Consider the following 21232-nt stretch of genomic DNA (forward strand, 5'->3'; position numbering starts at 1 on the left):
CTTGCTCGCGATGAACGATGACACGGTCTTGAAGTTGCACCGCGGCGCCTGCATCGCGAGCAAGCTCGGCTCCCACAGAAAAGCTTGCTCCCACAAGATATCTCCAGCGGATATCCGAGCGGGAGCTACCGCCTCACTGCATATTGATGATCACTTCTTCCTGCCACTTCTGTGGCAGTGCCTTGGAGGTCTTCTCCCAGGCGTCCGCGTCCTTGATCGGGGTCACGCCTTTGTACTGCTCGTTCGGCAGCAGCTTGGCCTTGACCTCTTCCGGCAGTGTCAGGTGCTCGGCGCGGATCGGCCGGGCGTTGCCTTTGGCCAGGTTGATCTGGCCGGCGTCGCTGAAGATGTACTCGCGAGTGAGCTTGGCGGCATTCGGGTGCTTGGCGTATTTGTTGATGATGGTGGTGTAGCCGGAAATCACCGAGCCGTCGGACGGAATCAGCACGACGTAATCATCCGGGTTGGCCATCTTGGCCTTGTAGCTCAGGCCATTGAAGTCCCAGACCACACCGACTTCGACTTCACCTTTTTCCATGGTGGCGATGGTCGGGTTGGCCATGGACAGGCGTCCTTGCTTGGCGATCTCGGCGAACATCAACAGGGCCGGTTGCAGGTTCTTCTCGTTGCCACCGTTGGCCAGTGCCGCCGCCAGTACGCCATTGGCAGCCTGGGCCGCGGTGCTCACGTCGCCGATGGATACCTTGTATTTGCCGGTTTTGAGATCAGCCCATTTGGTGGGCGCTTCGGAACCATGCAGCAGCTTCTTGTTGACGATGAACGCGATGGTGCCGGTGTAGGCCAGGGCCCAGTTGCCGTCCTTGTCCTTGGCCCAGTCCGGAACCTGCTCCCAGGTGCTTGGCTTGTACGGTTGAACCACACCCTGCTTGACGGCAATCGGGCCGAACGCCGCGCCGACGTCGCCGATGTCGGCGCTGGCGTTGTCTTTCTCGGCTGCGAACTTGGCGATTTCCTGGGCCGAGCTCATGTCGGTGTCGACGTGTTTCAGCCCGTAGGTCTTGGCCAGGTCTTCCCAGGTGCCTTTCCAGTTCGCCCAGTCATCGGGCATGCCGACGCTGTTCACGGCACCTTCCGCTTTCGCAGCGGCTTCCAACGTTTTCAGATCGGTATCAGCGGCCATGGCGGCGGTGCACATGGCAATGGTCGAGCCTAACAGTGATGCCAGGAAAAGCTGTTTCATCCGAAGCTCCTATGGGCGTTTTCAACGCTGCGATTGCGGTTGTGTTGGCGGTTATGTTGGTCTAGGTCAGCAATACCTGAGCCAATGTAGGCGAGCCCTGTGACATTTTGATGTCGGTGGTGGATGCACCTACACCGATTCGGTTCGCGCGCAGTGGCTGATAGCTAAGCGTAGACCATGGTTAAACAGCTGATATGAAAGGGCTTGGCCGCAAATTTGCAGGTCTGCGGATCGACCGTTCGGCGGTTCTGTCATCTGCCAGTCATGTGCAGTGCCTAGGCTTGCAGGAACGAAAAGCGGCTCGATGCATGCGCCGATCCCGCCCCGAAACAGTGCTGGTCTAGTCCAGATAGGTAACGTTGATGCGCATTGAGACAACCAAAGCGGTGACAACCATCGGGCAGGTCCTGCAGGAGCAGCTTGACCATGGGTTGCTGGCCCCCGGCAGCAAGTTGCCGGCCGAGCGCAAGCTCAGTGAGTTGTTCGGGACCACGCGCATTACCGTGCGTGAAGCCCTGTTGCAGCTCGAAGCCCAAGGGCAGATCTATCGCGAGGAACGTCGGGGCTGGTTCGTCTCACCGCCACGCCTGGCCTATAACCTGATGCAGCGTAGCCATTTCCACGCCATGGTGACGGCCCAGGGGCGGGTGCCTTCGACCCAGGTGATCTCGGCCCGTCTGCAACCGGCCTCGGCGGCGGTGTGTGCCTGGCTGCAATTGCCGGCGTTGTCGAGTGTGATCCAGATCTGCCGTGTGCGGCGTATCGACGAGCGGCTGGTGTTGTATGTCGAGCATTACCTGAACCCACAGTATTTTCCCGACATCCTCGGATTCGATCTCAACCAGTCCATGACCGAGTTGTACGCCCGTCACTACGATCTGCACTACGGCCGGGTGAAATTCGAAATCGTACCCACGTCTCTACAGCCTGAAGCCGCGGCGGCGCTGAAGGTCTCGGTCGGCAGCCCCGGGTTGCGGATTGCGCGGGTCAATTATGACCAGCATCAACGGCTGATCGACTGTGACCTGGAGTTCTGGCGACACGATGCGATTCATGTCGGCGTGGACGTGCTGGAGGCGGCGTCAGAGTGACTCGTTGAGCTTGGTCATGATCCTGAACAGAACCGTGGCGAGGATCAGCAGCATGCCGATCCACATGGCGAAGACCCCGACATTCTTGTCGCGAAAATTGAAGCCGATGGTCAGCAGGATCATGCCGGCGAGGATGGGCACCAGCATGGCGTTGAAGATGGACGCGGGAATCATGGTGACGGCCTTGTCGGGGTGATAAGGTCAGTCTAGCTGGGGTTCTGCGAGGTCGGGATGACCTGCATCAAACGCTGTTGTGGCGAGGGGATAAATCCCCTCGCCACAAGGAATAGGCTAGTCAGGGCAACTCACGACTGGCATAGAACGCGCTCAGCACTTTCACCAGGTGCGCCAGGTCATGGCTGCCGCACAGTTCACGGATCGAATGCATGGCGAAGGTCGGCAGGCCGATGTCCACGGTGCGTACGCCCAACTGGCTGGCGGTGATCGGGCCGATGGTCGAGCCGCAACCCATGTCGCTGCGCACCACGAAGCTCTGCACCGGCACTTCTTCGGCCATGCACAGATGGCGGAAGAACCCGGCGGTTTCGCTGTTGGTGGCGTAACGCTGGTTGCTGTTGACCTTGATGACCGGCCCGGCGTTGAGCTTGGGACCGTGGTTGGCGTCATGCTTGTCGGCGTAGTTGGGGTGCACGCCGTGGGCGTTGTCCGCAGAAACCAACAGAGATTTCTGAATGGTCCGTACGAACTCTTCCCCTTCAGGCAGCAGGCGACGCAGGGTCTGTTCCAGCATCGGGCCGTCGGCGCCACAGGCCGAGCAGGAGCCCACTTCCTCGTGATCGTTGCACACCAGCACGCAGGTTTCTTCCGAGTCGGCGTTGAGCAAGGCTTGCAGGCCGGCGTAGCACGACAGCAGGTTGTCCAGACGCGCGCCGGCAATGAAGTCGCCATGCAAGCCGATGATCGCCGCGCTCTGGGTGTCGTAGAAGCTCAGCTCGTAATCGAGCACCACGTCGGCGTTCAGGCCGTGTTCGCGGGCCAACTGGTCAGTGAGCACGGCACGGAAGTCGACGCGCTCGTCGCCGGCGAACTGGGCGAGGATTGGCGGCAGTTCGTTCTGCGGGTTGATGGCCCAGCCCTGGTTGGCTTCGCGATTGAGGTGGATGGCCAGGTTTGGAATCGTGGCAATGGGCGCCTTGAAATCGATCAGTTGGCTTTCGACCTTGCCGTCCCGGCGAAAGGTGACGCGTCCGGCCAGGGACAGGTCGCGGTCGAACCACGGCGCCAGCAGCGCGCCGCCGTACACTTCCACCCCCAGTTGCCAGAACCCGTGACGTTGCAGCTCAGGCTGGGGTTTGACCCGCAGGCAAGGGCTGTCGGTGTGGGCACCGACCAGGCGGATGCCGTCGTGCAGCGGCGCGTTGCGGCCCAGCTTGAAGGCAATGATCGAAGAGTCGTTGCGCGTGACGTAATAACGACCGTTGGCCTCGGTGGCCCAGGTCTCGCGTTCGTCGAGGCGCTGATAACCCGCCGCCTCCAGGCGTTGGGCAAGGCTGGCGGTGGCATGGAACGGGGTAGGGGAGGCCTTGAGGAAATCGATCAGGCCCTGGTTCAACTCTGCGCGCATAAATAGCTCCAGACAGCAATGGGCGGAGTTTACCGTATTGGCTGTTGATAGGGAGAGGGTTGAAGTCTACGTTGGTTGTGCCGCCGTCATCGCGAGCAGGCTCGCTCCCACAGGGGATCTTCGTCGAACACAAACTCTGTGTTCAACGCCAATACCTGTGGGAGCGAGCCTGCTCGCGATGAGAGCACCGCAATCCTTCAGAACGGCGCCGGGCACTCGAAGCGCAGGCGCTCGCCGCTTTGCGGATGGGTGAAGCTGAGCATGCTGGCGTGCAGGCACAAGCGGGGCCAGGCGGCCAGGGCCTGTGGATGGGCATAGAGCCCGTCACCCAGCAGCGGATGGCCGATGGACAACATGTGCACACGCAACTGGTGCGAGCGCCCGGTGATGGGCGTCAGTTCGACCCGGCACCAATCGCCACAACGTTCCAGCACGCGCCAGAAAGTCAGGGCGTGCTTGCCGTGCTCATGGTCGACCACGTGACGAGGCTTGGTTGGCGGGTCGTAGCGCAGGGGCAGATCGATGCTACCGCTGTCCAGCTCCGGCTGACCCCAGCACAACGCGGTGTAGGCCTTTTCGGTTTCCCGGTCATGAAACTGCCGGGACAGTTCGCGATGGGTGTCCGGATCCCGGGCCAGCAGGATGATGCCGGACGTTTCCCAGTCCAATCGGTGCACGATTCGTGCTTCCGGGTAACCGTTTTCCTGCAGGCGGGTGATCAGGCAGTCCTTGTTGTCGTCGGCCCGGCCGGGCACCGACAGCAGCAGGGTCGGCTTGTCGACCACCAGGACGGCGGCGTCCTGATGAATGATGCGGATGTTGGAAAGGGGCATTGAAAACAGTCTCGGTACAAACGCCAACGGCGGCTCGGATCCATTCCCTGTGTGGGAGCGAGCCTGCTCGCGATTGCGGTGGTCCAGCTTGCATTGAAGCTGAAAGGTCCACCGTCATCGCGAGCAGGCTCGCTCCCACATAGGTTCAGGCCCGAGCCGCCGTGGCTCCAGCTGGATCGATCAGCGATCCGGCAGGGTGATATTGAGTTCCAGAATCGAGCAGCTACCCTGGCTTTCCAGTGCGACATGCACGTCATCGTTGCCGATGTTGACGTACTTGCGGATCACTTCGACCAGTTCCTTCTGCAAGGAGGGCAGGTAGTCCGGGGTGCTGCGTTGGCCGCGTTCGTGCGCCACGATGATCTGTAGACGCTCTTTCGCGACCGAGGCGGTACTGGGCTTTTTGTTGGCACGAAAGAAGTCAAAAAGGTTCATTACCTACCTCCAAACAGGCGCTCGAAGAATCCCTTCTTCTCGACGTTGAGGAACCGGTGTTCCAGGTCTTTGCCCAGCAGACGGTCAACGGTATCGCTGTAGGCCTGGCCGGCGTCGCTCTGGTCGTCGAGGATCACCGGAACGCCCTGGTTGGAGGCCTTGAGCACCGCCTGGGATTCCGGGATCACGCCGAGCAGGCGTACCGCGAGGATTTCCTTGACGTCTTCGACACCGAGCATTTCGCCCTTTTCCACGCGCTCCGGGTGGTAGCGGGTGATCAACAGGTGTTCCTTGATCGGCTCCTCGCCCTTCTCGGCGCGACGGGATTTGCTCGCCAGCAGGCCCAGCATGCGGTCGGAGTCACGTACCGAGGACACTTCCGGGTTGGTCACGACAATCGCTTCGTCAGCGAAGTACATCGCCAGGTGGGCACCTTTTTCGATACCGGCCGGGGAGTCGCAGACCACGAACTCGAACTGTTCCTTGAGCTCCATCAGGACTTTTTCCACGCCTTCCTGGGTCAGCGCGTCTTTGTCGCGGGTCTGGCTGGCGGCCAGGACGTAGAGGTTCTCAAGGCGCTTGTCCTTGATCAGGGCCTGTTGCAGGTTCGCTTCGCCATTGACGACGTTGACGAAGTCATAGACCACGCGCCGCTCGCAACCCATGATCAGGTCGAGGTTACGCAGGCCGACGTCGAAGTCGACGATGACAGTCTTGTGGCCGCGCAACGCGAGACCGGTACCGATAGCGGCGCTGGTGGTGGTCTTACCCACACCACCCTTGCCGGATGTAACCACGAGAATCTTGGCCAAGGTGTTTCACCCCTAAGGAAAAAGGACTTTGTCAGTCCCTGAAAAACATCTCTTGAAAACTGCTGCAATTGGACAGGCTTGGCTGGAATAGGGTGCTGGGCCGGGTTTACCTCCGGTAAACGCTGCCTGATCCTTTTTCCTACGTCGTTTTAGCCGTTTTCGCTACGTTTTAGAGATGCTTGGAAAATGCGGCAGTATCCGTTAAAGCCGAATGATGTTCAACACGTCGCCCGACAGGCTGACCTGGACGCCAGCCCCCCACAGCGGGTCGCGGCGTAAATCCTCGGAAACCTTGTACTGCCCGGCGATGGAGAGCAGTTCAGCGCTCAATTGCTGACAGAAGATCCTGGCTTTCGTATCGCCCTTGACGCCGGCTAGCGCGCGGCCGCGCATCGGACCGTATACATGGATGTTGCCATCGGCCAGAAGTTCCGCCCCCGGGCTGACCGAGGACACTACTACCAGATCGCCACCCTGGGCATAAATCTGCTGTCCGCCGCGCACGGGCGAGGTAATCACGCGGGTCGGCTTGATCTCGGGCTGCGGTGGTTTTTCCGGTTTCTTTATCGCTTCGGCCGGCGCCGGCTCCAGCAAGCGCTCCCGGGCGCCGGATGGTGGTAGCACCGGAATGTCCACGGCGATGGCGGCGGCGATGTCCTCGATGCGGCTGGCACGGATAGCCAGGGTGCGCAGGCCGTGCTGGCGGCAAACGCGCATCAGCCCCGGCAGATCCACCGAGCCTTCGGTGGCTGGCAGCTTGTCCAGGGCCAGCACCAGCGGGGCATTGCTGAAGAAATTCGGCGCTTGGGCGACTTTGGCCGCGAGCTGCCGGTCAAGGCCCTCCAAGTCGTTACGGGCCAGCTCCAGCACCGTAATGGCGAGCATGCTGCCCTTCAGCTGGAACACGGGATCTTGGTCTAGCGGTTCGGTTTGGCTCATGGTCGGCGTACAACGGCTTGTCACTAAAAGTGCCGAGACTTATAACGAGATCGTCCGCGAGCCGCAAGCCGGGTCGAACGATGTAGAATGCGCGGCCCATGTCTTTATGGAAGCTGTAATGGATCGCCCGCGTTTTCGAAGTGCCTTTTTTCACCCGCGTTTCTGGCTGCTATGGTGCGGCCTGGGGCTGTTGTGGCTGATCGTTCAGTTGCCTTACCCGTTGCTGTTGCGGGTCGGTCGTGTCCTGGGGGCGCTGATGTACCGGGTGGCCGGCGACCGACGGCGCATCGCCAGGCGCAACCTGGAGCTGTGTTTTCCACAAAAATCCGCGGCTGAACGCAAGCGTCTGCTCAAGGAAAACTTTGCTTCCACCGGTATCGCCTTCTTCGAAATGGCCATGAGCTGGTGGTGGTCGCGTTCGCGGCTGGCCAAGCTGGCTCATGTGGAAGGGCTGGAACATCTCAAGCAGGCCCAGCGCGAGGGCAAGGGCGTGATCCTGATGGCCCTGCATTTCACTACGCTGGAAATCGGCGCGGCCTTGCTCGGTCAGCAGCACACCATTGACGGCATGTACCGTGAGCACAAGAATCCGCTGTTCGACTACATCCAGCGCCGGGGCCGTGAACGGCACAACCTCGACTCCCTGGCGGTGGAGCGTGAAGATGTACGTGGCATGCTCAAGTTGCTGCGTGCCGGCCGGGCGATCTGGTATGCACCGGATCAGGATTACGGCGCCAAGCAAAGCGTGTTCGTGCCATTGTTCGGCATCCAGGCGGCGACGGTGACCGCTACCAGCAAGTTCGCCCGTCTCGGCAAGGCGTTGGTGGTGCCGTTCGTCCAGGAGCGCCTGGCCGATGGCAGCGGCTATCGCCTGGTGATCCAGGCGCCGTTGGAGGATTTTCCGGGTGAGACCGAGGAAGCCGATTGCATCCGCATCAATCAGTGGGTGGAGCAGTCGGTGAGCGACTGCCCCGAGCAATACCTCTGGGCCCACCGGCGCTTCAAGAGTCGCCCACCGGGCGAGCCGAAGCTGTACGACAAGCGCGGTTGAGCCAGTAGTTTCCATCCATGAGCACGGAGTGTTGCGATGATCCCAGCTGAACCGGTGACAGGTTTGATTCTTTCCGGCGGCGGGGCTCGGGCGGCGTATCAGGTGGGGGTGTTGGCGGCGATTGCCGAATTGTTGCCGGACGAGGCGCAGAACCCGTTTCAGGTGATCGTAGGAACCTCGGCCGGGGCGATCAATGCGGTCAGTCTGGCGAGCGGGGCGATGCACTTCAAGACGGCCATCGAGCGCTTGACCGCGTTCTGGCAGGCGGTGCGAAGCCATCAGGTCATGCGCAGCGACTGGTGGGGGGTCATTGCCCAGGCGAGACGTTTCCTTGGCCATAGCCTGCTGGGCCTGGGCGCCAGGTTGCCGGTGGCGCTGATCGACAGCTCCCCGCTGCGTGAGTTGCTTGAGGCACAGTTCCAGGCTTCGGGTATCGAGCAGGCCATCGCAGAGCACCAATTGCGCGCAGTGGCGGTGACTGCGTTCGGTTATGAGTCCGGCCAGGCCGTGACGTTCTACCAGGGGCGCGGGACCATTGACGCCTGGTTGCGGCACCGTCGGATCGGCGTGCCGACCGTGCTGTCGGTCGAGCATCTGATGGCCAGTTCGGCGATTCCCCTGCTGTTCGCGCCGGTCAAGATCGGCCCGCAGTATTTCGGCGACGGTGCGGTGCGCCAATCGGCGCCCATCAGCCCGGCGTTACACCTGGGTGCGAACCGGGTGCTGGTCATCGGCGTCAGCGGCAACCCCCGTGGACCCGCTGCGGTGGAGCCGGTGGCGCGCAGCTATACCGGTCTGCAACCGACCCTGGCGCAGATCGGCGGGCACTTGCTCAACAGTACCTTCATCGACAGTCTGGAAAGCGATATCGAGTTGCTTCAGCGTCTGAACGGGTTCAGTCATTTGCTGCCCGATGACGTGCCGGCCCACTCCCTGGGCGCGGCGCCGGTGGAGGTGCTGGTGATTTCGCCGAGCCAACCGATTGATGAAATTGCCGCCCGCCATCGCCAGGAACTGCCCCGTGCGCTGCGGTTATTCCTGCGCGGGCCGGGCGCGACGAAGACCAGCGGCGCCAGTGTGTTGAGCTATCTGCTGTTCGAGTCGGGGTATTGCAACGAACTGATCGAGCTGGGTCGCCAGGATGCGCTGGCCCAGCGCGATGAGCTGAGTCGGTTCCTGGGATTGGCCCGAGGGTGATGCAAGCCGACCCGGCGCCATCGCGAGCAGGCTCGCTCCCACAAGGGATCTATGGTGAACGCGAAATCTCAACCACCCATAACCCCGTGGGAGCCGAGCTTGCTCGCGATGACGGCGGTACATCCAGCACTTACTTGGCCTGATCCATCGCTATCGCGAGCAAGCTCAGCTTCCACAAGAATCTCTGTGTATCCAGGATCAAGGTGGGTAATCAGAAGTGATACTTCAGCAAGAAGCTCGTATTGCTCTGGTTGGTCTTGAACCCTTCGCTGTCTTCGATCCCGTATTTGTTCTTCCAGTAGTCATATTCCACACCCACGTACAGCTGCTTGGCACCCAGGTTCATGGCTTTGCCCAGGTCATATTTGATTTGCGGGTTGATGTGCAGGTTGGCGTGGGAGGTGCCTTTGGCGTTGCTGTCGTTGTCCACCACCCAGTCGATGAAACCGTCGATCAGGATGTCGGACGAGCCCACGGGAATCGTGTACGCCCAAACCGGGGTGATCTGCCAGACGTTGTCGCCGGCGCGTGGGCCTTCGGTCTGGCGGTTGTAGAAGTTCAGCTGGAAGTAATCGAAGCCGGGAATCGCCAGGTCGAAGCCCGGGCCGATCAAGTAGGACTCGTTGTCGCCTTCACCGAACTCATAGGTCATGGCCAGCAGCACGTCCTTGATTGGGCCCACTTCCAGTTTCTGGTCGAAAATCTTGCCGAACGACAAACGCGGGCTGAACTCGCCATAGTAGGTGTTCGGTCCCGACTGGCCGTCCTCCTTGCCGTTGTAGAAGATCCGGTCGAGGAAAAAGAAGTTGTCGCCATATTTCCAGGCATCGGCGTGTTCGAATGTCACCGTCTGCTGGATGCGCGGGTTGACCTGGAAGTCCTTGCCGTACAGGTAAGTCAGGCTGTTGTTCTGCCATTGGAACAGATCGTCGGCCATGGCTTGGCCGCCGGCCAGCAAGGATCCTGCGAGTATCAGGCTGGTGCGCGTGCGTTTCATTCGGTTTGCTCCCAAGGTAGGTGGTACCGCTTTTTTTTGTCAGCGCTCTGGTGTGGCGCTTTTTTCTCCAGATAAAACATCCGTTCGGTCAGGTTTTTGCTTGTGGCAAATACGGGTGGTCGAGCCTGGAGAGATTCCCGGAAGGCTCGTTCAACTGTCTGGGGCTCTGCGTGTCGAGATGCAGGGAGTGGCTGACAGGCGAGCGGTCGCCTGTCAGCGGGTAGTGTGCGTAACGGGTTCAATCAGACCGGTCAGGGTCACTCAGTTGGTCTGCGCGCCTTGGGTGATCCATGCGCCGATCAGGTCCCGTTCCTGCTGGGTCATCTGGGTGATGTTGCCCAGGGGCATGATCTGGGTGGCCACGGCCTGGGCCTGGATACGCGCGGCCTGTTGCTGGATCTGCTGTGGCGTATCGAACATCACCCCGGCCGGCGCCGCACTGAACAGCGGACTGGTGGGCTTGGCCGAATGGCAGACCGAGCAGCGTTCCTGAATCACGCTGTGCACCTTCTCGAACGAAGGACCCTGGGCATTGGCGGCCTGGGCAGGTGCTGCGGCAGGCTGTGCCGGCGCGGCTTGCGGCTTGGCGCCACCGCCCACTGCGGTTTCCGGCAGCGGTTGGTACTCGATGGCGGCGGGAGCCTTGGCCACGTCCGGGGCGGTGGACACGGGCTTGGGCCCGGTGACATACGCCAGGCAGATCATTGCCAGGGCGCCGACCGGCAGCGTCCAGGCAAACCGGTTGCTGTCGTGGCGGGTGTTGAAGTAATGACGCACCAACACCGCCGCCACTGCGATCCCGGCGAGGATCAGCCAGTTGTATTGGCTGCCGTAGGTGCTCGGGAAGTGGTTGCTGATCATGATGAACAGCACGGGCAGGGTGAAGTAGTTGTTGTGGCGCGAGCGCAGCAAGCCCTTGGCCGGCAACGCCGGATCGGGTGTGCGGTTCTCGGCGATGGCGGCGACCAGCGCACGCTGTGCCGGCATGATGATGCGGAACACGTTGCCGACCATGATTGTGCCGATGACCGCCCCGACATGCAGGTAGGCACCGCGACCGCTGAATACCTTGCTGAACCCGTAGGCTGCGGCAATCAGCAGGACGAACAGGATCGCGCCGAGCAGGGCAGGGCGCTTGCCCAGGGCCGAGTCGCAGAGAAAGGAATAGACGAACCAGCCGACGAACAACGAACCGATGCCCAGGGCGACGCCTTCGGGCCCGCTCAAACTGCTACCGGGAGCCAGCAGGTAGATAGTCGGGTTCCAGTAGAACACCACGCACAGCAGCGCGATACCCGACATCCAGGTGAAATAGGCTTCCCACTTGAACCAGTGCAGGTTGTCCGGCATGGATGGCGGGGCGAGCTTGTATTTTTCCAGGTGGTAGATACCGCCACCGTGGATGGCCCACAGGTCACCGGCCAGGCCGCTCCTGGGGTTGACGCGATTGAGGTTGTTTTCCAGCCAGACGAAATAGAACGACGCGCCGATCCAGGCCACGCCAGTGATCATATGAACCCAGCGGATGCTCAGGTTCAGCCATTCCAGCAAATGTGCTTCCACAGTCGTTACCTCTCGCCCGTCACGCTTGTTCTCGCGTGATCGGACGCTTCTCTTATTGGTGGGGGTCGAGGATCAAACACTCATCCTCTTCGAAGAAATGCTCATCGCAGTTATTGCCTGTGCCACTGCGATCAACCACCAGGAAGTCATCCCGCTTTTCGATCGTCAGCACCGGGTGGTGCCAGACGCCGCGATGGTAATTGATGCCCTGCCTGCCGTTGGTGACGAAGGCGCGGACCAAGCCTGATACAGGTGCATCGCCAAGTGGCGCGACCACGATCAGAAAGGGGTTGCCGAGCAGCGGAATGAACGCCTGGCTGCCCAGCGGATGGCGCTCCAGCATGCGCACGGTCAACGGCATGTCCAGCGCGTCGGCGCGGAAGATGCTGATGATCGCCTTGTCGTCCGGCGTGGCGGTTTCAACCGTCGCCAGGCGATGGAAGCGCATGGTCGAACCGTTATTGATCATGAAGTGATCGCTGCCGTCGGTTTCGATCACGTCACCGAAGGGGGCGAAGGCTTCTTTGGTCAAGGGTTCGATCTTGAGTGTGCGCATGCTGGTCTTCTTAATCTCTTGATTTGATCGTTCCCACGCTCTGCGTGGGAACGCCTCACCGGACGCTCTGCGTCCGCTTTGCGACGCAGAGCGTCACCGTATGCATTCCCACGCAGAGCGTGGGAACGATCATCGTTTCACTTCGCGACCTTGCCCAATACCCGCAGGCGGCTCACACCACCATCCGGGAACACATTCAGGCGGATGTGGGTAATCGGGCCCAGGGCCTTGATCTGCTCGGCGAAGGTGTGTTCGGCGTGCATTTCCAGTTTCTGGCTTGGCAGCAGCTCGCGCCAGAACAACGACTGGGTTTCGATCTGGCTGTCGGTGCCGCCCTTGACGAAGGCGCCCTGGATCGAGCAGCTGTCGGGGTAGTTGCCCTTGAAGTGCAGGGTGTCGACGATGACTTTCTCGACCTCGCCGGCATGGCCCAGGGCGACGATGACCCAGTCGTTGCCTGGCGTGCGGCGCCGGGCGGTTTCCCAGCCGTCGCCCATGTTGACGCCACGACCCGGGTTGAGAATGTTGCTCATGCGCCCGAAGTGCTCGTCGGAGCAAGCCAGGGCGCGACCGCCGTTGAGGGCGGCGGCCAGGTCGATCTGTTCGTTGTCGCCGACGGCCGACCAGTCGCGATACGGGATGCCGTAGACCCGCAACCGGGCCACACCGCCATCGGGGTAGATGTTGAAGCGCAGATGGCTGAAGGCCTGGTCGTTGCTGATTTCGTGGTAGTGGTGGCTGTTGCCTTGCAGTTCGACGGCGGACAGCACTTCGGTCCACCGGGTGTTGTCGTCCGGCTCGCCTTCGGCCAGGAAGCAGGCCTCCAGGGACGCCGACGGTGGGTAGTTGCCGGTGAAGAATGAAGTGTCGATGTCCACGCCCTTGATCGAACCCGGTACACCCAGGCGGATCACGGCGCTGTCGTAGCCTTCGAAGCGCTTGCGACGCGACTCCCAGCCGTCCATCCACTTGCCGTTGTCATCGAACACGCCTTCCTTCCACACGGCCGGCGTTGGCTGGAACAGGCGGTTGGCGTCGGCGAACCAGTCATCGGTGACGGAGATGATCTTTGTGCCGAGACGGGCGTCGGCCAGGTTGACGAACTTCTCGAAAGGTACGGCGTAAGCTTTCATTCTTCTTGTCTGCCTTTAAATAAGTTGGCTGGGGATGCTTGCTGGCCTGGACTCAGGCTGCTCGCTAAAGGGTCAGTAGTCGGAACAACGCGATCTTGTTGATCTCCGCCAGCGCGCACTTGAACTCGGTGTCCACCGGGTTATGGATGCGGGTTTCGAACGCCGCGAGGATCTGGTGCCGGTTGCTGCCTTTTACCGCCATGATGAAGGGAAACTCGAACTTGGCCTTGTAGGCGTCGTTCAGCTCGGTGAAGCGCTGAAACTCTTCGGCCGTGCATTGGTGAATACCGGCGCCGGTCTGTTCGTTCGTGCTGGCTTCGGTCAGTTGGCCCTGGACGGCGGCTTTGCCGGCCAGGTCCGGGTGAGCGTTGATCAGGGCCAGTTGGCTGGCGTGATCGGCACTCAACAGGATGTCGCTCATGCGCTGGTGCAGGGTTTCGATCTCGTCGATCGACGGGTCCTGGCCCAGATCGAAGGCTTTCTCGGCGACCCATGGCGAGTGTTCGTAGATGTCGGCGAAGGCGTCGACGAACGCCTCGCGGCTCAAGGTCGACGGCTTGAGGGTCTGAAACGCGGTCATTTCAAGGCTCCAGGATGCGGATGGGTCTGCTGCCAGTGACGGGCGATGTCGACGCGACGGCTGAACCAGACCTGCTCATGACCCTTGGCGTACTCGAGGAAACGCTTGAGGGAGGCGAGGCGGGCCGGACGGCCGATCAGGCGGCAGTGCAGGCCGATGGAAAGCATCTTCGGGGCCTCGGCGCCTTCGGCATAGAGCACATCGAAGGCATCCTTGAGGTATTGGAAGAAGTCGTCGCCGTTGTTGAACCCCTGCACCTGGGTGAAGCGCATGTCGTTGGTATCGAGGGTGTACGGGATCACCAGGTGCGGCTTGCCGTTGGGGGTATTCGGTTCCCAGTAAGGCAGGTCGTCGTCGTAGGTGTCGCTGTCATAGAGGAAACCACCTTCTTCCATCACCAGTCGACGGGTGTTGGGGCCGGTGCGGCCGGTGTACCAGCCCAGCGGGCGTTCGCCGGTGATTTCGGTGAGGATGCGGATCGCTTCGAGCATGTGCTCGCGTTCCTGGGCTTCATCCATGTATTGGTAGTCGATCCAGCGATAGCCGTGGCTGCAGATTTCATGACCGGCGGCAACCATGGCGCGGATCACGTCCGGATGACGCTGGGCGGCCATGGCGACGGCGAAGATGGTCAGCGGAATATCGAATTCCTTGAACAGCTTGAGGATCCGCCAGACACCGGCGCGGCTGCCATACTCGTACAACGACTCCATGCTCATGTTGCGCTCGCCCTGCAGCGGTTGCGCCGCGACCATTTCCGACAGGAACGCTTCGGACTCGTTGTCGCCATGCAGGATGTTGCGCTCACCGCCTTCTTCGTAGTTGAGCACGAAGGACAAGGCGATGCGGGCATTACCCGGCCAGTGGGGATGGGGAGGGTTACTGCCGTAACCGATCAGGTCGCGTGGGTAGTCAGCGCTCACTGCAGTGTTCCTTCTTGTTCGTACCATGTAGGTGGCGCCCGGGCGATGAAGCAACAGCTGGCGTCACGACGATGGGTTGATTGTATACAACTTTATGCGCGATTTGTAAGCCTGAATTTTTGCATTTTTCACCGCACCCCTGGCTGGTCCTACACTGCAAGAAATCTGCCGGGTTGGTCAATTAATCATTAGAAGAGCCGTGTATCCTCTGGTTTGGCCCGAACCCGAGCTTAAGGACGAGTGGGCAAAGGGTGCGGCAAATATGTGTTTTTTATTGTGTACAATTTCTATTTAAAATGTCTTAATTTGCACATCGCTGCGGCGTTTCATGCTCTGAAACGGTGCGGCTTGTCTTTCAACTGATTCAGGAGGCGTCGGGCCGGACTGCCCAGCAGCGAGGCGCGCACAATCAATGGGACGTTTGACTACTCACGTTTTGGATGCTGCACACGGCTGCCCGGGCAGCTCGATCAAGGTCGAGCTGTACCGTGTGGAAGGCCCGCAACTGCACCTCGTCGCCAGCGCGTCGACCAACGGCGATGGCCGGTGCGATGCACCGCTGTTGCAAGGGGAGAACTACCGTTCGGGGGTCTATCAGCTGCAATTCCATGCTGGCGATTACTACCGCGCCCGGGGTGTGCAATTGCCCGATCCGGCCTTCCTTGACGTGGTGGTGCTGCGCTTCGGCATTTCGGCCGAGCAGGAGCACTATCACGTGCCCCTGCTGATTTCGCCGTACGCCTATTCAACCTATCGCGGCAGCTGACCCCAAGCAGCCGCCTGCTCCTGGAAGCGCCTGCGCATGGCGCTTCTCTGGTTTTTCGCCCGCTCACACTGCGGGCTTTTTTTTGCCTGCCTGTTACAGCCGGGCATTGTCGTCCCGGATGATGAAGACGGTGTCGGCGTGGCCAGGCAGGATCTGGGAGCCGCCCTTGAGCCAGATGATCTTGTTGGCGGCATGGGCGTCCTTGACGGCTTGCGCGGCGGCGTCGCCGACCTGGGTTTCCAGGTTCATGCCGGTCGTGTTGGGGTTGGTGTGGGTGGGCAGGGACAGCTTCGGGATCCGGGTGCGGTGCAGGCTCATGAAAAACAGATAGTCATGCCCTGTGCGCCGAAAGACCAATGCCGGAAAACTGTTGAAGTTGTTGGGTTCCATGACCGTATAGCCATGACGGCTCAGGAGGTCGGCCATGAAGCGTTTGAAGTCCACTGTCGAATACGTCGAGAGGAAGTAATCCCATTGTCGTCGGAACCGCATGGGGTCGAAGTCCAGCCGGTTCAAGGTGCCCGTCGTGGACGGGAAGGGCAGCTCGATCGCGCGCGAGGTGCTTGTAATGCCTGAAGAGGTTGGCAGAACCGAGAGCATCAATAATGGATCGCTCCATTGCGGGTGCGGTGAAGGGGTGGCTTGTTTCCAGCTGTGGAAAATCTGCCTGAGTGCGGTCAGCCCCGCTGCGTCGGCGTAAGTCGAGCTGTTGGCCAGCTCGAACTGTTTTCTGGCGATGTTCTCCAGGGTGACGGTCGTGACCTCCGGGAAAACGTCCCTGACGTAGGCCGTCAGGGGTTTTTCGAAGGGCAGCCTGGCGTCTATCTCCCAGTGATTATCCGGTGGGACGCGTATGACAGCCCTGGGCTGTTCGTCAGGCGTATGCCTGAGGATGGCCTCCAGCACATCGAAATCATAGGCGGGATGAGTGGGCGGCTGAATGTAGAGGATCGGGTAATCTCGAGCTTCCATGCGGCTCATCACCTTGTAGTGAACATCGTTCACGGTGATGAAATGGGGCAGTGTCAGCGTGGGTTTGAACGCCCAATCCCGCTTGAAGACCGCCGGGCCTTGCACAGCGGCTTCACTTTGCGGAGGAGGCGACGTCGTGCGCTGGCGTTTGGGCGCGGGCCCTTCGGACAGTTCATCGTCCGACAGGCTGTGGAGGGTGATGGTCTGGGGGGAGTCACTGCTGCCCGGCTCGATGGGCTGGGGAACCCGTCGCCACAGGAGACTGCCTTCCACTTGTTCCAGGCGTGGTCCGGAGGCGATGAGCTCGGTGCTTGACCGGGCCCGGTAGTTCTGTTAGGCATCGCGACCCAGCAACACCGTTGCACCGTCTTCCAGCTCGACGTAGGTGCGTGTCCTGAACGTCCGGATGCCAGAGGTCGCGTCTGGCGCTGATAACAGGGGGACCAGTTCGGGTGAAAGGTGATAATTGTCCAGCGACACCGGGGCGGCCTGACCTTGGGCGGACGCCTGTTGTGTGATTTCGGATACCTGGAAGGTCGTGGGCTGAGATTCTGACGCTTCGGTGTGTCTTCCCGACGGCGAGACGGATACCTGGTCCGTTCCTTCCGTCCTCATGGGACCCCTGGGTGAACTTTCCGGCGTTGTATCGCGACTGGTGCGGGATGTATCGGAGGACGAAGTTGAAACATTGGGGCGGGTGTTTTTTCTTGGACTCATTGGAAGTTCGGCTCTTGGATATCAATAATGAATATGACTTGAAACAGATGGCTGATCGTCGCCTTGAAGATGTTCATGGAAAAGGCCCGCGCAGGTGCACTACATATATATTGCGTTTGAACTAAATATCTGGAAAAACCTGCATGAGGCTATGCCGGGTTGGATAGGGCCTTGTCCGACGAGAGTATCCAGTTCATATAAGGCAACTCCCTGGCAAATGGCGGCCCCAAGATGATTGCCTGGGCGAGCATCAACGACTTGCTCGGCGTTAAACCCTCTACTAACTTGGTGCATTGTTCCCGCAATAAACGCAGTGACTCGTCGTCCAAGGGGGGATGTTGGCTGAGGCCTTCCCGGGCCACCTCCTGATAGATCTTGAGATGGTGGTCACACACGTTGGTTTTTCTAAGATCCTGCGCCGTAATAACCCGAGACTTATTTGTATCCAGGGTCCACTTGCGTGTCTTGAGGTGATAGCTCAGGGCACCGGGAGTGCCGTCCTTGACGGCAACATTGAAGACCCTCAGTTGTTCGGACGACAACCTGGAAAGTTCCAGGGGCAACGCTGCATCGGGGTCGAGCGTGGGCGCAAAATACCGACCATCCAGGGCTTCTACATAAACGCTCTCGAACAAGCTGTCGACCGCATACACGACACCTTGTGTAGTGATAACGCGTATCTGGTCCACAAGGTCGTCAACTTCATAAGCGGGCAGATGAATGACCGTTCCACCGATTTGCAGCAGGTTGGATGCCAGTTTTATCTCGACCTGGCCGAGCTGTGTAGCGTCGAACTCCCACAAGGAGGCCTGGGGTAAGCGGGGGTTGGCGCTGGCCAGAGCGCCTGGCGTGGAGAGACGTAGCGTCATGTTCGTGCCCAAGTGGACAAGGTAGCTGGAGCCTTGGCCAATCAGGACTTCGACACCCGTTTGTACGGCGGCTGAAGTGAGCAGGGCGCAGGTCGCCCGGTTACCCATGTAATAGGGCTTTTTATCCAAGGGCTGAAGATAGGCGTATTTCTTTTTTGTCGGCGTGAGTGGCAGTGGTACTTCCGCTTTCCATTTCACCGGGTTCTTGTCGATGAACGTCCTGTCCAGTAATAGCCCATAGTCGGGGGTGGGTAGGGCCAGACGGTAGGATGAGCCATCATTCAAGATCAGGATCACCGTATGATTCGGACCGAGGGCGGAAAATGCACGGCGTCCCGTGGCGGTTTTTCGCGCGGTATAGCGCTCATCTGAACTGGCCAGGTTATTCATGATGACCCGGCGATTGCCAAAGTACAGCGTCAGGCCACACGCTCCATACTTCACCGTGTCCGATTCGTCTTCCTGAATGACATGGGCGTTGTAGTGGGCCTCGATCCGTGTCAATTCGGAGGGGGCGTAGTCCAGGTGGAGCGTGGTGGAGTATTCACTTTTTTGTTTGATGTTGAGGGTGGTGAGTTCGATCAGGCGAGAAACGTAATAGCTCGTATCTTTGTCATGGGCGATCGATTGCTCGCTTTTATCATTCAGGATGGCTGGGTTTCGCGGCGTCCCTTGTTGCACCATGACGGCTTCGATGGCGAGCCAGTTGTCATGTTCGATGCTGTCGGGCAGGTCGGGCACCCAATGGAAACCGTCTTTCGTGATGAACGTCAGTTTGCTGTTCTGTAAGGACCGGGGATACGCAGTGTCGCCGTAGACGTTGTTGACGGTGACTTTGCGCACGTCCCAATCGTTTGAATCGAAGCCCGAAACCAGCACCAGGTTGCCTGCTTCAATTGCCCAGCTTTCAATCAGGTCCGCTCGCCAGTCCAGTGCGATGACGCTATTACCCACGCCGTCTTCGGTGATCGACACATGACCCGGTTTATGGGCGATGGCGTAGACATCTTCGCCAGGGCCACCGGCGGCCTCGCGGTTATTCCCCCCGAGGATGGAGATCTGGTCATCTCCCGCGCCGGCCTCGATTGAATCGTTGCCGCGGGATTTGATGATGTTCGGGCCAGCCGTGCCCTTGATGACGCTGGTCCCGCCCTCAAGCAGTTCGACATGCTCAATGCTTTCAAGGACAGTAGGGCGGTAGGCGCCGCTCGCTGTGCCATGAGCGGCTTGGGTGATGACGCTGACGTGCCCAGCGGCCAGATCGACCTGATACCCCAGCCTTGGCGCCTGACTGTCGCTGGGACCGCCGGCTAAAATCAGCGTGTCATTGCCTGCGCCCCCCATCAGGCGGCTCGGTCGGGGTTCCAGGTTCCCGGCGACCATCTCGGGTGCCCCTTCGAAAATGAACACATCATCCTTCGTTCCACCGGTCAGTGCTTTGACGCCTCCCCCGTAATGGAAGACGTTTGGCTTGTTTTCAACGCCTAGAACGGTGTCGTTGCCGCCGCCGATGGACCAGTGGATGCCTTTGTGGTCTGCCGCCGTTCCAATGACTGCGCCGGGTGTTTCAGCCGTTACGCCGCTACGTGCATCGATCCAGTCATCGCTGTCCTTGATCCGGGGACGCACGGCGGTTGCCTGATGCCGCTCCCCGGTCCACCAACTCCGGGTGTTGTAGGTCACCCGTTCGAGTTCTACGGTGAACTTGCCGTTAACGATCGCTTCAGTGCTGTCTTTCAACGGCCCGCTGAGCAGGTACAAGGCATTGGCCTGGAGTCGCTTCGTCTGTTCAGCGGTTGCCTTGGCGAGGGTGTATCGGTCCTGGATATCGTCATCGGGACTGATCGTCCAGAAGGCGAACCAGCCCGTGCGGAGGCGCTCATGGACGGTGAGTTGTAGGTAATCGTCGATTTCATCGACTTGGCGAATAGCGCCCCAGATCTGTGAGCCGACCACCAGGATAAGCCCTGCGGCCAGGCCCGCAGGACCCGCTGACGTAAACCCTGCCAGCGCCGCGACGCCGAGGGTCACGGCCATGGCGGCACTGGTCACGCTCAAGGCTGCGTTGACGTAGTGGTCGGTGGCCTCGCGGCCGGTGGAGCCGGCGGCGGCCTTGAACGAGTCGACCGCGGCGATGATATCGAAAGGAAGCGTGAGCACACTGGCAATCAGGCCGCTTCCACGCGCCAGCCGGATGGCGAAGGTCGTCTTGGCGAAATCCCCCAGGGAGCGTCGGCTGGCCTTGATCATCTGGGTGGCTTGGCGGGTCACCAGCGCTTCGACACCGATGGACGCCACCTCGGCGGCCACGCTGGCGCCGTTGAAAAGGGTCTGGTAGGCGTCCTTGTCCCGGATGGCGTCTTGCAGGCCCCGCAGGCCGCTGTAGATACCGAAGGCCTGCAGCCCCAGGCCCGTGGGAATGAGGACCTGGCTCTTGGCCTGGTTGATCCAACTGGATGATCGTTGCACCAGTGCCTGGGTGTCGAGGTGCTGGGCCGCCCGCAAAAGCCTTTCAAGCGTGCTCCGATAACGACTCGGCTCAGCCTGGGTTCCAGGATTTTCCCGCAACAATGATTGCACGGAGCGTGACCGCTGGCTGGCTATTTCGAACAGCAACGTTGGCAGCCGATAGTCGTTTGCGTCGCCGGTGAGTTTTAGACGGGTTTCGATATCACTGGCATTGAACTGCAATGAGTTCAGGAAAAAGCGATTGGGAATGCGGAAAAAAGTATTCTCGCCGTTCAGGGGCTGTCCGTCGGTTGTTGCGCCGAGTGCATTCAGGGCTGAACGGGTGACGGCCACAGAGCCGATGTGGAACGGGCCGTAAAGTTTATCCACAACTTCAAGTTGCGCCTGTCGCTGCTTGAGTTCTGAACTGAGCTGCGATTGATCGGCAACTTCGAAATCGAGCGTTTCGGTTGTGCGCGCATTGGCGTGCAAACCTATATCCGTAATGACGATGCCGTGCTCGGCAGAAACGGAGGAGGGCTGAATAACCTTGGCCATTGTGAA

The 21232-nt window shown here is 60.3% G+C and carries 20 protein-coding genes; 4 read left to right on the forward strand and 16 right to left on the reverse strand.

Annotation, left to right across the window (positions count from 1 at the left end; all coding sequences use genetic code 11):
- Positions 1–133: 133 nt before the first annotated feature.
- Positions 134–1201, reverse strand: coding sequence for an ABC transporter substrate-binding protein (locus FGE05_RS24225; RefSeq protein ID WP_139648940.1), 1068 nt, complete (start codon positions 1199–1201; stop codon positions 134–136).
- Positions 1202–1563: 362 nt separating this feature from the next.
- Between FGE05_RS24225 and FGE05_RS24230 the strand changes: the two genes are divergently transcribed.
- Complete coding sequence (locus FGE05_RS24230; protein ID WP_139648942.1) at positions 1564–2292, forward strand: UTRA domain-containing protein; 729 nt, start codon at positions 1564–1566, stop codon at positions 2290–2292.
- On the opposite strand, the gene FGE05_RS24235 is transcribed toward FGE05_RS24230, so the two are convergent.
- The 6 genes from FGE05_RS24235 to minC all read right to left on the reverse strand — a co-directional run bounded on the left by FGE05_RS24235 (position 2284) and on the right by minC (position 6896).
- Positions 2284–2466: a hypothetical protein gene (locus FGE05_RS24235; protein ID WP_139648944.1), complete on the reverse strand. Its 183-nt coding sequence runs from the start codon at positions 2464–2466 to the stop codon at positions 2284–2286. The genes FGE05_RS24230 and FGE05_RS24235 overlap by 9 nt on opposite strands.
- A gap of 121 nt (positions 2467–2587) precedes the next feature.
- Complete coding sequence (locus tag FGE05_RS24240; RefSeq protein WP_024779630.1) at positions 2588–3877, reverse strand: M18 family aminopeptidase; 1290 nt, start codon at positions 3875–3877, stop codon at positions 2588–2590.
- A 197-nt stretch (positions 3878–4074) separates the two neighbouring features.
- Positions 4075–4710 (reverse strand): RluA family pseudouridine synthase, encoded by a 636-nt coding sequence (locus FGE05_RS24245; protein ID WP_003204542.1) that lies wholly within the window; start codon positions 4708–4710, stop codon positions 4075–4077.
- Positions 4711–4890: 180 nt separating this feature from the next.
- On the reverse strand, positions 4891–5145 hold the full coding sequence (gene minE / locus FGE05_RS24250; protein ID WP_007960071.1) for a cell division topological specificity factor MinE: 255 nt from the start codon (positions 5143–5145) through the stop codon (positions 4891–4893).
- Complete coding sequence (gene minD / locus FGE05_RS24255) at positions 5145–5957, reverse strand: septum site-determining protein MinD (protein WP_024779631.1); 813 nt, start codon at positions 5955–5957, stop codon at positions 5145–5147. The genes minE and minD overlap by 1 nt, the downstream gene beginning before the upstream one ends.
- Positions 5958–6158: 201 nt before the next feature.
- Entirely contained in the window at positions 6159–6896 is a 738-nt protein-coding gene (gene minC, locus FGE05_RS24260) for a septum site-determining protein MinC (RefSeq protein ID WP_024779632.1), read from the reverse strand.
- A gap of 118 nt (positions 6897–7014) precedes the next feature.
- On the opposite strand from minC, the gene FGE05_RS24265 reads away from it, so the two are divergent.
- Together FGE05_RS24265 and FGE05_RS24270 are read left to right on the forward strand one after the other, a co-directional pair.
- On the forward strand, positions 7015–7947 hold the full coding sequence (locus FGE05_RS24265) for a lipid A biosynthesis lauroyl acyltransferase (RefSeq protein ID WP_139648946.1): 933 nt from the start codon (positions 7015–7017) through the stop codon (positions 7945–7947).
- A 36-nt stretch (positions 7948–7983) separates the two neighbouring features.
- Positions 7984–9144: a patatin-like phospholipase family protein gene (locus FGE05_RS24270; protein WP_139648948.1), complete on the forward strand. Its 1161-nt coding sequence runs from the start codon at positions 7984–7986 to the stop codon at positions 9142–9144.
- 211 nt (positions 9145–9355) lie between these two features.
- On the opposite strand, the gene FGE05_RS24275 is transcribed toward FGE05_RS24270, so the two are convergent.
- From FGE05_RS24275 to puuE, 6 genes are all read right to left on the reverse strand, one after another.
- Positions 9356–10141 carry an outer membrane protein OmpK gene (locus FGE05_RS24275; RefSeq protein WP_139648950.1) on the reverse strand — a complete coding sequence of 262 codons (786 nt, stop codon included), beginning with the start codon at positions 10139–10141 and terminating at the stop codon, positions 9356–9358.
- A gap of 261 nt (positions 10142–10402) precedes the next feature.
- Positions 10403–11704, reverse strand: coding sequence for a urate hydroxylase PuuD (locus tag FGE05_RS24280; protein ID WP_139648951.1), 1302 nt, complete (start codon positions 11702–11704; stop codon positions 10403–10405).
- Between the two features lie 52 nt (positions 11705–11756).
- Positions 11757–12260, reverse strand: coding sequence for an ureidoglycolate lyase (locus tag FGE05_RS24285; RefSeq protein WP_024779637.1), 504 nt, complete (start codon positions 12258–12260; stop codon positions 11757–11759).
- 137 nt (positions 12261–12397) lie between these two features.
- Positions 12398–13393 (reverse strand): allantoicase, encoded by a 996-nt coding sequence (alc, locus tag FGE05_RS24290; protein ID WP_139648953.1) that lies wholly within the window; start codon positions 13391–13393, stop codon positions 12398–12400.
- A 64-nt stretch (positions 13394–13457) separates the two neighbouring features.
- The gene (uraD, locus tag FGE05_RS24295) at positions 13458–13973 is read right to left on the reverse strand and encodes a 2-oxo-4-hydroxy-4-carboxy-5-ureidoimidazoline decarboxylase (RefSeq protein ID WP_139648955.1); all 516 of its coding nucleotides are present in this window, start codon (positions 13971–13973) and stop codon (positions 13458–13460) included.
- Positions 13970–14896: an allantoinase PuuE gene (gene puuE / locus FGE05_RS24300; protein ID WP_139648957.1), complete on the reverse strand. Its 927-nt coding sequence runs from the start codon at positions 14894–14896 to the stop codon at positions 13970–13972. The genes uraD and puuE overlap by 4 nt, the downstream gene beginning before the upstream one ends.
- Before the next feature lie 412 nt (positions 14897–15308).
- Here puuE and uraH point away from each other — a divergent pair, with 412 nt between their 5' ends.
- Positions 15309–15662, forward strand: coding sequence for a hydroxyisourate hydrolase (gene uraH, locus FGE05_RS24305; RefSeq protein WP_139648959.1), 354 nt, complete (start codon positions 15309–15311; stop codon positions 15660–15662).
- A 93-nt stretch (positions 15663–15755) separates the two neighbouring features.
- On the opposite strand, the gene FGE05_RS24310 is transcribed toward uraH, so the two are convergent.
- The 3 genes from FGE05_RS24310 to FGE05_RS24315 form a co-directional block, all read right to left on the reverse strand.
- Entirely contained in the window at positions 15756–16907 is a 1152-nt protein-coding gene (locus tag FGE05_RS24310) for a hypothetical protein (RefSeq protein ID WP_139648961.1), read from the reverse strand.
- A 60-nt stretch (positions 16908–16967) separates the two neighbouring features.
- Complete coding sequence (locus FGE05_RS29940) at positions 16968–17114, reverse strand: hypothetical protein (RefSeq protein ID WP_176563031.1); 147 nt, start codon at positions 17112–17114, stop codon at positions 16968–16970.
- Between the two features lie 386 nt (positions 17115–17500).
- Positions 17501–21226, reverse strand: coding sequence for a calcium-binding protein (locus FGE05_RS24315; RefSeq protein ID WP_176563032.1), 3726 nt, complete (start codon positions 21224–21226; stop codon positions 17501–17503).
- Positions 21227–21232 lie beyond the last annotated feature (6 nt).

The sequence above is a fragment of the Pseudomonas sp. ICMP22404 genome (genome assembly GCF_006227205.1).
Taxonomy (GTDB): Bacteria; Pseudomonadota; Gammaproteobacteria; order Pseudomonadales; family Pseudomonadaceae; genus Aquipseudomonas.

What these genes read in the sequence shown, in the direction of transcription:
- FGE05_RS24225 (WP_139648940.1), bottom strand. Translation starts at nt 1,201, where the DNA reads ATGAAACAGCTTTTCCTGGCATCACTGTTAGGCTCGACCATTGCCATG.
- FGE05_RS24230 (WP_139648942.1), top strand. Translation starts at nt 1,564, where the DNA reads ATGCGCATTGAGACAACCAAAGCGGTGACAACCATCGGGCAGGTCCTG.
- FGE05_RS24235 (WP_139648944.1), bottom strand. Translation starts at nt 2,466, where the DNA reads ATGATTCCCGCGTCCATCTTCAACGCCATGCTGGTGCCCATCCTCGCC.
- FGE05_RS24240 (WP_024779630.1), bottom strand. Translation starts at nt 3,877, where the DNA reads ATGCGCGCAGAGTTGAACCAGGGCCTGATCGATTTCCTCAAGGCCTCC.
- FGE05_RS24245 (WP_003204542.1), bottom strand. Translation starts at nt 4,710, where the DNA reads ATGCCCCTTTCCAACATCCGCATCATTCATCAGGACGCCGCCGTCCTG.
- minE (WP_007960071.1), bottom strand. Translation starts at nt 5,145, where the DNA reads ATGAACCTTTTTGACTTCTTTCGTGCCAACAAAAAGCCCAGTACCGCC.
- minC (WP_024779632.1), bottom strand. Translation starts at nt 6,896, where the DNA reads ATGAGCCAAACCGAACCGCTAGACCAAGATCCCGTGTTCCAGCTGAAG.
- FGE05_RS24265 (WP_139648946.1), top strand. Translation starts at nt 7,015, where the DNA reads ATGGATCGCCCGCGTTTTCGAAGTGCCTTTTTTCACCCGCGTTTCTGG.
- FGE05_RS24270 (WP_139648948.1), top strand. Translation starts at nt 7,984, where the DNA reads ATGATCCCAGCTGAACCGGTGACAGGTTTGATTCTTTCCGGCGGCGGG.
- FGE05_RS24275 (WP_139648950.1), bottom strand. Translation starts at nt 10,141, where the DNA reads ATGAAACGCACGCGCACCAGCCTGATACTCGCAGGATCCTTGCTGGCC.
- FGE05_RS24285 (WP_024779637.1), bottom strand. Translation starts at nt 12,260, where the DNA reads ATGCGCACACTCAAGATCGAACCCTTGACCAAAGAAGCCTTCGCCCCC.
- alc (WP_139648953.1), bottom strand. Translation starts at nt 13,393, where the DNA reads ATGAAAGCTTACGCCGTACCTTTCGAGAAGTTCGTCAACCTGGCCGAC.
- uraD (WP_139648955.1), bottom strand. Translation starts at nt 13,973, where the DNA reads ATGACCGCGTTTCAGACCCTCAAGCCGTCGACCTTGAGCCGCGAGGCG.
- uraH (WP_139648959.1), top strand. Translation starts at nt 15,309, where the DNA reads ATGGGACGTTTGACTACTCACGTTTTGGATGCTGCACACGGCTGCCCG.
- FGE05_RS24315 (WP_176563032.1), bottom strand. Translation starts at nt 21,226, where the DNA reads ATGGCCAAGGTTATTCAGCCCTCCTCCGTTTCTGCCGAGCACGGCATC.